The organism is Mucilaginibacter sp. CSA2-8R, assembly GCF_038806765.1.
In the GTDB taxonomy this organism is placed as follows: Bacteria; Bacteroidota; Bacteroidia; order Sphingobacteriales; family Sphingobacteriaceae; genus Mucilaginibacter.
The window spans coordinates 4,347,318-4,359,018 of record NZ_CP152389.1 but is presented as its reverse complement, the minus strand read 5'-3'; the positions used below and the strand labels follow the sequence as shown (position 1 = coordinate 4,359,018).

Genomic DNA, 11,701 nt, shown 5'->3' with positions numbered 1-11,701 from the left:
TATTTTTTTATGGCCAGTTTAAGCCGGCTGTTGTTTGTATCGTGTATGTTATTGAGTGTTAAATACGATTCTTTTTACTTTCTGGTTTTTGTTTGCTCTAATACCACATCTGGTGCAGGCATTACACATCTAAAACCAATGTAAGAGTGACCAACATTTTGTATTTCGTAAGCGCGGGTTGATGGAGTTAACAAATCAGCATTATCTTTCCAAGATCCACCTCTTACAACTTTGCGTCTCATAGCTTCACTTTCAGTGTCAGCAGCGTCGTACAACAACACTGGGTTCAAATCGTGTACCAGTTCTCTGTACGATGGGCTAAAAGCATCTAAAGTCCATTCTGCTACGTTACCCATCATGTTGTATAATCCTAATGAATTTGGTGCGTAAGATTTAACGTGCATAGTGTAAGTGCCACCATCTTTACGGTAATCACCTTCTTGTTGCTTAAAATTAACACCTAAAGCATCAACTTTCTTTGTTTTTCTTCCTTCTCTTTCTTTTATGCTTACAGTAGATAGTTTATCAAAATCTTCTGACTTCATATCTTTTGATGCAGCATATTCCCACTGAGCTTCAGTTGGTAGGTTGTATTGTAAGTTATACATTCTTACTAATGATACCTCACCGGCAGTAGCATTTATCATTTTGCTTCTCCAATTGGTATAAGCACGTGCTTGTTTCCAGTTAACGCCTACTACAGGGTATTCATCATAACCAATATTAGTGTAATAGTTATTATCCATTACTTCCATCTGTGAGTTAGGGAAGTCACTTGACCATACTTTAGGCGTAGGTACAATTGATACCGTATCAGTAATATATTTTGAAGAACCATTGCGATCAACAGAAAGGCGGTCATAACGGTAAACTACTTTGCCAGGTATCAGCGCCGGCTTTCCGTTAATCATTGTATAAAGTTTTCCATACAACAAACCTTTGATGTTTGGATCTGCAGTTTTCCAAAGAGGCTCTCTTATATTACCAACTTTGGTCCAGTCAATCCTTTTAACGCTATCAAGAAAAATTGGTGCACCAACTTCTGCAACTTTAGCTTTCGACTTTGAAAGTTTTGCTACAGGGGCTTTCTTTGCTTTTTGAAAGTATTTTTCGTCTTTCAGATAGTCAGTCACTACAACCGAGTCTGCAACCCAATCTACAAAAGTACGATATTGTTTATTAGTAACTTCCGTTTGGTCCATGAAAAATGCACTAACGGTAACTACTTTAGGAGCGGTTTTAACAACCGATGTATCTTTAGTGTCTTCTTTCTCAACAATGTTGCCAGCCGGTACATACACCATTCCTCGTGGTGCTAAGGGCGTTAGTGATTGCATTGTTGCTCTGGAGGTATGGATGTTATCCATTCCTGCTATGCGGCTTTGAGTTTGACATGCTGTAAACGCTACGGCCGCTGAAAGTGTGATGGCAAGTTGATTAAGTTTAATTTTCATTCGATTTAATAAATTTTTTGCATTCAACAATTATCCTTTAATGTACCGTTAGCTTTTAGTTAAGCCTGCTTCTCTGTGGCAAGTCTCGCAGGGTTTAAGCTTAGAGCAAAAAGGATTCCAAGAAGTTTAAAAAGTTAATAATTTTTAATTTTTGTTTTTGTTAATTGTATTTTGTTTAAATTTTTTCTGTTAATTATTTATTTTTTTCATTTTTAAAGCTACCGGGTTGTAATAAATACATTTTTTTCAGGTAAGCTATATGGTGTTAATAATAATTAAGCACTTATACTACATTGAAAAATAATTAGTTTCAATAAAAGCAAATTTTTTTTCTAGCAGGTTTGTTGCATTTGTAAAGGCTTTTTGGGTGACTTGTATTATAACTATTGGTTAATGTTTGTTATGCCAGTAATCTTTTTTCTTTCAAAGAACAGCTTAACGTTATAAGCCAATACATTAACGGTTTGTCAACGTTTACGATACTTATCATTGAATGTTGTTTAAACTAATTTTTTGTGGATAACTTTTTTGTTGTTAACCATCATTCAGTGATTAGTACATTAAACTAAACATCAATGTACGATTATGCTCATAACCGCTTACTTTTGTAAACTATGTTATCTACTATAAAATCTCACATATCATCATCAATACAGGTAAAGACTGCACTGTTAAATGATCAAAGCTTACTCGACTTAATAATTAAAGCTGTTGAGACTATAACCAATAGTTATAAGAACGGAAACAAAACCTTATTAGCAGGTAATGGCGGGAGTGCTGCCGACGCACAGCATCTTTCGGGCGAATTTGTAAGTCGTTTTAACTTTGACCGTCCGGCTATTCCGTCCATTGCCTTATCTACTGATACCTCTATATTAACAGGTATAGGTAACGACTATGGTTTTGAGCGTCTTTTCTCAAGGCAAATAGAGGCGCATGGTAATAAAGGCGATGTTTTTATAGGTATATCTACCTCGGGCAACTCACCCAATATTATAAAGGCATTGCAAACATGTAAAGACCGGGGCGTTATTTCTGTCGGGTTGACAGGGGAAACCGGAGGTCAGATGGCTGCTTTATGCGATATCTGTATCAAGGTGCCGTCTACTGTTACGCCACGCATTCAGGAGTCGCATATATTGATAGGGCATATGATCTGCCATTTGGTTGAGGAGCAGCTTTTTGAAGAATATAAAGCCAGAAAATAGTTTTTTGTTACTTTTAAGCTTTGCTTAAAGATCACATACCTCATGAGTAAAATTATAGTTTTCGGTGCTTCAGGTCAGTTAGGTCATTGTTTGAAAAAAGTTGCTGCCGAACAGGAAGTTACCGAAATATTTTTTCCGGGTAAAGGCGAGGCTAACATTTTAGATCATGATGGTCTGAAAAAACTGTTTGAAGAGCATAAGCCTCAATACTGTATTAACTGCGCAGCTTACACTGCTGTTGATAGAGCTGAAGACGATGTAGAAACTGCCCGTCAGGTTAACCGTGACGGAGTTGCCAACTTAGCCCGTTTATGTAAAAGCTATGGTACAACCATGGTGCATGTATCAACTGATTTTGTTTTTGGAGGCAGTTCAACACAACCTTTATCAGAGGCCGATCACACTGCGCCAATTAATGTTTACGGTTTAACTAAGCTGGAAGGTGAGCAAGCTATAGCCGAATTGCTACCTGAACATTATATTTTACGTACCAGCTGGCTGTACTCTGAGTATGCAAACAACTTTGTAAAAACCATGTTGCGCCTCGGTGCCGAAAAGGATGAACTTAAGATTATTGCCGACCAGGTAGGTACACCCACTTACGCCATAGATTTAGCAGCTTGCATTCTTACTATCATTAATAATGATAATCATCAATATGGCATTTATCATTACAGTAACGAGGGCGTAACCTCGTGGTACGATTTTGCAATGGGCATTTTTGATATCTCAAATACCCAGGTTAAAGTATACCCTGTGCGTACATCTGAGTATGTTACACGCGCCGTAAGACCGGCATTTTCGGTAATGGATAAAAGTAAAATTAAGGCTGCTTTTAATATGGAGATTCCGTACTGGCGTAAAAGCCTGGAAATTTGTATCAGGCGTTTAAACGAGCAACAGTAGTATCAATATAGTCAATTATTGCAGAGACATTTGTTGGGTTAAACCAATGGATGTCTTTGTCTTTTTTAAACCAGGTAAGTTGCCGTTTAGCAAAGCGGCGGGTGTTTTGTTTTACCAACGCAACTGCGGTTGCTAAGTCGGTTTTACCATCCAGGTAATCAAATATCTCAGAATAACCTACTGTGTTTAATGCGTTAAGGTGGCGGTATTGCGTCAGTGCTTTAACTTCGTCAATCAACCCATCCGCTAACATGGTATCAACCCGCTGGTTAATGCGGGTGTATAATTCTTCACGAGGTAAATCCAATCCAATCTTAACAATGTTAAAATCTCTTTTAGATAAGCTGCCTTTCCGGAAAGAGGAATAAGGCTTGCCTGTGCTTTCGTATACTTCTAAAGCCCTGATCAGGCGTTGTGGGTTATTTAAATCAACTTGCTGATAGTATACGGGGTCGGCTTTTAAAAGTTTTTGCTGCAAAACCTGTAGGCCTTCGGTAGCCAGCAGTTGATTAAGTGCTTCGCGTACTTCGGGCCGTACGGGTGGCAATTCATCAAAGCCATTAATAATTGCATTTACATACAAGCCCGAGCCGCCGGCCATGATGGCTATGCTATGCTTTTCAAAAATATGTTTAAGCGTGGCTAATCCTTGTTTTTCAAAATCGCCAACGTTAAATGCGTTAGTAACCTGATGCGAGTTGATGAAATGATGAGGGGCCTGGGCTAATTCTATAGCAGAGGGTTTGGCCGTGCCAATGCTCATTTCGCGAAAAAACTGCCTTGAGTCGGCCGAGATGATTTCGGTTTGATAATGATTAGCTAATTGAATAGCAGCGGCCGTTTTGCCTACTGAAGTTGCACCAACAACGCTTATCAAATATTTTTGACCGGTATTCATTTACAAAACTCGCGAATAAGAAGGCAAAGAAACAAAAAAGCTGTGCCTTTTTAACGAGCACAGCTTTAATTAATAAGTTGTAAATGATTAATAGTCGTCGCTACCGCCGCGACCCCCGCGTTTTTCATCGTCGAAATGTTCATCATCCGAAAACTCGCTGCCAAATTCATCTTCTTCCTGGTTTTCTGTATCGTCGTCGCCTTCGTCGCGTCCGCCATCACCCGAACCCGGAACTTCTTCAAAGTCTTCTGTCTCTTCAGGATTATATTCCATTTCGTTCAAAAAGTCAAAATCTTCATTAGCTGCAGGCGCTGTGGTTGGGTTGTAAACGTTGCCAAACTGCTTTGGTGGTTCACCAGCGCTTTTTACTGTAGCCGGGTAGCTTACACCTGGTGTTTCATCCAAAATTTTTACCAGTTCAACATGGAAATCAAACGGACGTTCAAAATTTGAAGTATAGTAGAATTTTTGATGCGGATCGTCAATGAAGTTGCTCAACTTGGCGTTTTCCATCAAAGTTATGCCCCGGCTAGCTTTGCGCTCATTAGGTTTAAAAGCTATTTCTTCACCTTTAGTCCACTGGTCATTGCTGATGTAAAAAGAAGAAGAATAATCAGGATTAAAGCCGATAGATTGATGTATTGCCTGATGTAAATCTACAAAGGTTTGCGTTGATTTAATATCAACTTCTCTGCTTACATCGTCATAATCTTCAAAAGTAACCCTGAAGCGGTATAGTGCCATGTTTTATTAGGTTGGTTGTTTAAAAATTAATAGTTAAATTTTAATTTGTGTTTTCCACAACTTTTAAGCCAATCTCGCGGCCTTTCTTAATAGTAAACTCTAAAGCTGCTTCGTAAGTATTGGGTATGTCTCCTTCTAATATGGCTTCGCGTATCTGATTTTTAATAATACCTACTTCACGTCCTTCTTTAAGCCCAAAAAGCTGCATAATATCGTTACCCGTTATGGGCGGCTGCCAGTTTCTTACTCTGTCACGTTCTTCAACATCTTTCAGCTTCTGCTGTACCAGTTCAAAATTCTGACGGTATTTTTTAATTTTATATTCGTTTTTTGTGGTGATATCAGCTTTGCAAAGCAGCATTAAACTTTCAATATCATCACCTGCCTCAAATAACAGACGCCTAACGGCCGAGTCGGTTACAATCTCCTGCGTTAAAACGATGGGACGCATATGCAATTGTACCAGCTTTTGTACAAACTTCATTTTGTCGTTTAACGGCAGCTTGAGTTGCGCAAACAGTTTAGGTACCATCCGTGCACCGCGGTCTTCGTGTCCATGAAAGGTCCAGCCGTGGCCCGGTTCAAAACGTTTAGTAACCGGTTTAGCAATGTCATGCAAAATTGCAGCCCAACGTAACCACAAATCATGGGTTGTTGCAGATATATTGTCCAGCACCTGTAAGGTGTGGTAATAATTATCTTTATGGCCGCGGCCATTTACATAATCAACGCCGTACAGCGCTGCCATCTGCGGAAAAATGTGATTGATCAGCCCGGTTTCCAGTAAGTACTTAAAACCTACGGAAGGCTGAGCAGACAAAACAATTTTATTCAGCTCATCGGTAATGCGTTCTTGAGATACAATATGGATACGGTCTTTATTCAGTTTTATTGCTTCTACAGCTTCATCATCAATCACAAAGTTGAGCTGAGCGGTAAACCGTATAGCCCGCATCATCCGTAAAGGGTCGTCCGAAAATGTTTCTTCCGGGTTAAGCGGAGTTTTGATTAGTTTGTTCTCTAAATCAAGCATTCCGTTAAACGGATCAACCAGCTGGCCGAACTGCTCGCCATTTAACGCAATAGCTAAAGCATTGATAGTAAAATCGCGTCGCTTTTGATCGTCTTCTAAAGTGCCGTTTTCAACAATGGGCTTACGCGATTGTGCACGGTATGACTCTTTTCTGGCGCCTACAAACTCCACTTCTACATCCTGGTATTTAAGCATGGCGGTACCAAAACTTTTAAAAACCGAAACCTTAACTTTTAGTGCATCAGCAACTGCTTCGGCAAAGGCTATACCATTACCTACCACAACAATGTCAATATCTTTAGACGGACGACTCAAGAAAATGTCTCGTACAAAGCCACCTATAGCAAACGCCTGTACCTGCTGACGGTCTGCCACCGCCGAAATAATAGAGAATACAGGATGTTGCAGATGTTGTTTCATTAACTGAATCAAGGCAGAATTAAGCTAAAATAAATTTAATTGGGCGCAAAGGTAAAACTAATTTGCAGATTTGGTTTGCGTATGGCAAGAAGGTTACAATATTGCTAATTTAGCAAAAAACACAAACAGCCATGTTTTAAGACATGGCTGTTTATTACTCTGCATCAAAAATCACACTCACATTACTGACTGGAAGTGAACAAATGATGTGCCAACGCTTAATTTTAATGTAATTTATTTAATCTTTTAAGATTGAAATTTTGCACGGAGGTAAAATTTATTAGGTCGCTCTTTATTACTGTGCTAAAAGAAGAATTGATGTGTTTAAAAAAGGTACAATTAATCGAGTAAAGTGCGCATTTTGATACAGGCACATCATATTATAAAATGCAATAGCCATATTAATTAATGGCAGCCGTAATTTGCTTTTCTATGCTTGTTTTCAGCTCTTCACGATTTTTGCCGGTTTTTTGCCCAAGTTTTTCCAAAAAGTTTTGGGTAGTTACGCTTTTGTCATAATATAATTCGTACAGGCAATCTAAGCCATAATCATCAATGATATACTTACAACAGGCAGCTGCAAAGCTGTAAGATAATATGTTACTAAATTTAGTATCCGTTTTTAAGGCATACAGGTTGTCAAAGTTGCAGCTGCCGCTATTATAGCAGTCGCGCAGGTTGGCAATACCTTGTTGGTAGCTCGTTTGCCCTTTATTGCCTCCGCCATATAACATAGCCATGCCCTCCTGTAAAAAGAAACAATCTGCGCCCGAGCCTAATATGGCATGTACAAACTCGTGTTTATAAGATGGGTTTTCGTTAACTGCGGCTACTACGCCATCTTCGCTATTGGTATAGCCGGTCGGGTTTCCACGGCCGTTAATAACGTTGGCCAGGTTATTCAGCTCATCCTCTTCGGCACACATATAATACTCAACAGGCTTTTTAGGTGCCGGCTTTTCCAGCATCCGGCATAAAGAGTCAATTTCTGTACTGGCCTTATGCATGCCCTTTACATTGAGCTGATAAGCGGGCGAAACAAAAAAGTGAATATTTTTGGTAGAGTACCTACTGAAATTTTTAAAGTCGTAATCTTTACAATTATCTAAGTACCATTTGCCTTTTACCTTAACCAGGTAATATTTATATAAATTGGTATAAGAATCGTTCACTATCGAAGGCTTGCTTTGTGCCGATAGGTTAAAGTATGAAAGAGTATCATTGATGTCCTGCAGTTCTACCATCTCCAGGTTAAACTTATCAGAGATTTGTTTAGGTGTAAAACGCCGCCATATCCAATCGGTAGCGTAGTTATAATAAGTTTTGTTTTTGTATTTAGGATGCCAGAAAGCGTTGCTAATGGTATTTTGGCTAAAGTAGTTGTTAACAAACTCGTACAGGCTTTTATTTTTTTGCAGCGTAGTATCTACCTGAAAGGCCAGTTTTAGTTGGCCATGGGCATGATAAAATGTAAACAGTAAAGCAAGCAAGAAAAGCTTTTTCATCAACAATACTTATAAACGATAACCACTAATCAAAAGTTGCGCTTAACTATCCGGCATTATGCTGTATCACAACATTATTACCCTTAAAAATAAGCCTAACAACATTAGCCGTGTTACAAATTTCAATCCATAAAAAAAGGGGAACGACTAAATGCCGTTCCCCTTATGTACAATAGCTGCAATCTACTTTACCTCGTACAACTGATTAAATAGCGATTTAAACGTGCCATGGGCTTGTGCACGGAAAGTAATTTCGGGACCGTAAACATAAAGTTTGCCTTTACCTACCGGGGCTACAAACGAGGCTACCGAGTTTTTAAGATACTTTTGGCCCCATGCCCAACCACTGCGCAGCGGCTTATCTGTAGTGTATGTAGCTAACGGTTTAATGCCTTGTTGTGCGGCGCCATCGGTTAATTTAAAAGCAGGGCTGCTGTCAAACATAATATCGCCCACAGCAGGCATACCCCAGTTGGCCGGTTGGCTGGCATCATAAGTAACCTGTAAAACACTGCCGGGAATGTAAAATTTATCACCGCTTAATGGTTTTTCTTGTCCGCCTGTGTTTTCGACCAGGGCACTGCTTACTGGTAGTTTAAGCTGGTAAGCCAGATTGGCGCTACTGCCAATAGTTACAATATTGCCACCTGCTTCTAAAAACGCTTTAAGTTGAGGGATAGATTTATCTGCCGTGATGCGGCCGGTTTGGCTACGGTACTCAGCTGGTAGCTCATTGGCAGATGGGGCTCGGCCCCCAAATTCGCCAAATCCTCCTTGGCGGCCATTTACTGATGGTATTGCGCCGCCTACAAAAACCAGCACGTCATACTTGCTTTTCAAATTACCGGCGTCAATTTGTTGGGCATAAACACGCTCATAATTAAAATGCTCTTGCTCAAACAGCCACCGTATCCAGCCCGATGGGATAGAACCGCCATAGGTATCCCACAAACCAATACGTAACGCCGATACTTTTACGGCGCCTTTGGGCTTTGTAGAGGTAGCAACAGTAGTTACACCAAAATTAGTTTCTTTAGCCAGTGCATCATGAGCTGCCGGAGTGCCCGGAATGTAAAATGCACCCGGAGCGTTCATATCGGCAGCGCCGTTAGGTAAACGGTAAACTTCTACGCCTGCTTTTAATAAATCATTTACTACAATAAAGGCATTGTTAACCGATGGGTTAATCAGGTAACCGGCCTTAGCGTTGGGCACGGCATGCAATGGTGGGGTTTGCAGCTCACCATACGGAATCCGTTTAAACGGTCCGTTAAAAGCATCAAGCATGCGGTCAAATTTTACGCCCATCTGGTAAGCCAGTGTCCAGCCTGCATTATCATAAGGACGGATGGGGGGGCCGCCCGGATACTGAAAATCATTAGGATGATCTTGCGGCTCAAACATATCTAAAATATGCGGACGAAACGCCTGATCGGTTTTTACGACATATGATCCGGCCGGATAGCTTACGCCATTCACTTTAAAATCGGCAGTAGCTTTTTGAATAACCAAGCCTGCCCTAACCAAAGTATTCACAAATTTAATGGCGGTTGGAAAATCGCTTTGATTAGCCGGAATAATATAACCACGCGGGTCGCGAAGCGTGGGGTCTTTTAAAACCTGGTCATAATATTTAACAGGCATGTTGTTAAAGCCACGGCCTTCACCCCGGGTACCCGCATTGGCCGTGGTGGCAGGCTGCTCCTTTTTGTAAGCAGCATTAATTGAATCTGCCCGTTTAGGAGATAAAGTCCAGTTATCATGGCTGCCCCGGTTGATGGAGTTTTTGCCCATTACATACATATTGTATAATAACTGGTCGCGCTGCCTAACTGCATAGCCCAACACGGCGTAGTTTAACGACAAGGAGTAATCGATAGACTGTTTGTAATGCCAGCTTTGTGGTGTAACCGGAAAAGGGGTATTACTGCTCGGAATTAAACGGTCGGGTACCAGTGGAATGCTGGATGGGGTAGGGCTGCCGATGATTTCGGTAAGCAGGCCCACCATGTTATGAAAATAGGTAGTGGTACGCAAGCCACCGTTCCACCAAGTAGAAAACGAGGTGCCGTTACGTTCGGTATAGCCCGGCTTATTTTCGGCGTTTAAGCGGCTGCTCATGGCTGCGCCTAATGCATCTATACTGGTTACCAGTAATGGGTCATATACATAATTGAAAGGATCGCGGTAAGGCGGACCAGCCACTACCGAACCAGCAGGGCCGGTTTGATGGTGATTGTAAACAATCTGCGGCATCCACTCTAAAAACTGCTGACGCGTTATATTCTGCGATTCTTTCATATTCATCATATAAAAATCGCGGTTGTTATCATGGCCTATGTATTTTTCGTAAAGGCGCGGAATATTCATATTGCGCTTGGCCGGATCCTTTTGGCCCATGTACCAGTCAGATACCAGTTCTTGCCCGTCGGGGTTGGCGTGCACCATTAAAATAACGGCGTCATTTAAAATGCGCATCGTTTCATCGTCGGTACGGCTCACCAGTTCATAAGCTGTTTCAATCAATTGGTGGGTGCCTACGGTTTCGGTAGCATGCAAGCCGCCATCAATCCAAACAACGGCCTTACCCTGGTTGGCCAAAGCTTTGGCTTGTGCATCTGTTAGTCCCTCAGTACGGGCTAAACGACGCGATATATCTTTGTACTTTTCTAAATTCCTGATGTTTTCGGGCGATGATACAATCAGCATCCACTGGTGCCGGCCTTCTTCAGTTAGTCCGATGTCAACCAGTTTGGTGCGCGGCGAGGCCGATAGCTTTTTAAAGTAAGCCTCTGTTTGGGTGTAGTTGGCCAGTTGATAATCATCGCCAATGTTAAAGCCGAAGTGCTCTTTAGGAGTAGGCACTTTTTGTGCTATGACCGGGGCAGACAGCCATAACATCAACGCGATTGCGCCGGGTAAGTTAAATTTCATCAGGAATAATAGTTTTAGTTTTGCTCTCCCAATTTACTTAAAATGAGGTTTTGACGGCTGTAACTTTTTTGATAGCTATAGGGTTGATATGGCTAGTTTAAACTTTAAATAATGCTTTTATCGTACTTAAATGGTTAGCAGTTGCAAACAAGATGTAGCTATAGGTGGTTACTACATTAGCAGAACTTCAGCCCACTGCCTTAAACAAAAAACACTAAAATTTATACGGTTATGAAAAACTACGAAACCTTAGTGGATGCCACTAACGACCTTTTGCAAAGAGGATATACAGCCAACCTGAGTTTTGAAGACGATGGCGAAACCATAGATGATAAATCACAAGATATACACATGCATGCCGATGACTTTGAGGTAGACGAATTTTACCGCTTCGAAGGTGCCAGCAATCCGTCGGATATGTCAATTGTATATGCCATAACATCAGCCAAGCATAATCTTAAGGGTGTACTGGTAGATGCTTACGGTACTTATGGTAACAACAGTACATCTGCTATTGAGGCTAAGCTGCATCATCACCAGGTAAGTGATAAATTGCATGGCGAAGACCGCCCTACTGCATCATAAGGTCATAACACTTT

Annotated in this window: 9 protein-coding genes; 3 read left to right on the top strand and 6 right to left on the bottom strand. The window is 40.9% G+C overall.

What is annotated here, in order from left to right; all coding sequences use genetic code 11:
• Window positions 1-74: 74 nt before the first annotated feature.
• Window positions 75-1,481 carry an SUMF1/EgtB/PvdO family nonheme iron enzyme gene (locus AAGR14_RS18515; protein ID WP_342645730.1) on the bottom strand — a complete coding sequence of 469 codons (1,407 nt, stop codon included), beginning with the start codon at window positions 1,479-1,481 and terminating at the stop codon, window positions 75-77.
• 587 nt (window positions 1,482-2,068) lie between these two features.
• Here AAGR14_RS18515 and AAGR14_RS18510 point away from each other — a divergent pair.
• The gene (locus AAGR14_RS18510) at window positions 2,069-2,662 is read left to right on the top strand and encodes a D-sedoheptulose 7-phosphate isomerase (RefSeq protein ID WP_342645729.1); all 594 of its coding nucleotides are present in this window, start codon (window positions 2,069-2,071) and stop codon (window positions 2,660-2,662) included.
• Window positions 2,663-2,704: 42 nt separating this feature from the next.
• The gene (gene rfbD / locus AAGR14_RS18505) at window positions 2,705-3,568 is read left to right on the top strand and encodes a dTDP-4-dehydrorhamnose reductase (RefSeq protein WP_342645728.1); all 864 of its coding nucleotides are present in this window, start codon (window positions 2,705-2,707) and stop codon (window positions 3,566-3,568) included.
• Here the strand turns inward: rfbD and miaA are convergent.
• From miaA to AAGR14_RS18480, 5 genes are all read right to left on the bottom strand, one after another.
• Window positions 3,543-4,466 carry a tRNA (adenosine(37)-N6)-dimethylallyltransferase MiaA gene (miaA, locus tag AAGR14_RS18500; protein ID WP_342645727.1) on the bottom strand — a complete coding sequence of 308 codons (924 nt, stop codon included), beginning with the start codon at window positions 4,464-4,466 and terminating at the stop codon, window positions 3,543-3,545. The genes rfbD and miaA overlap by 26 nt on opposite strands.
• An 87-nt stretch (window positions 4,467-4,553) precedes the next feature.
• Window positions 4,554-5,210, bottom strand: a complete 657-nt coding sequence (locus AAGR14_RS18495; protein WP_342645726.1) for a hypothetical protein — start codon at window positions 5,208-5,210, stop codon at window positions 4,554-4,556.
• 40 nt (window positions 5,211-5,250) lie between these two features.
• The gene (locus AAGR14_RS18490; RefSeq protein ID WP_342645725.1) at window positions 5,251-6,663 is read right to left on the bottom strand and encodes an HD domain-containing protein; all 1,413 of its coding nucleotides are present in this window, start codon (window positions 6,661-6,663) and stop codon (window positions 5,251-5,253) included.
• Between the two features lie 401 nt (window positions 6,664-7,064).
• A complete protein-coding gene (locus tag AAGR14_RS18485; RefSeq protein WP_342645724.1) occupies window positions 7,065-8,168 on the bottom strand; it encodes a hypothetical protein in 1,104 nt (367 codons plus the stop codon).
• Window positions 8,169-8,351: 183 nt separating this feature from the next.
• Entirely contained in the window at window positions 8,352-11,102 is a 2,751-nt protein-coding gene (locus AAGR14_RS18480; RefSeq protein ID WP_342645723.1) for a M14 metallopeptidase family protein, read from the bottom strand.
• A 231-nt stretch (window positions 11,103-11,333) separates the two neighbouring features.
• Here AAGR14_RS18480 and AAGR14_RS18475 point away from each other — a divergent pair, with 231 nt between their 5' ends.
• Window positions 11,334-11,687, top strand: a complete 354-nt coding sequence (locus AAGR14_RS18475) for a phosphoribosylpyrophosphate synthetase (RefSeq protein ID WP_342645722.1) — start codon at window positions 11,334-11,336, stop codon at window positions 11,685-11,687.
• Window positions 11,688-11,701 lie beyond the last annotated feature (14 nt).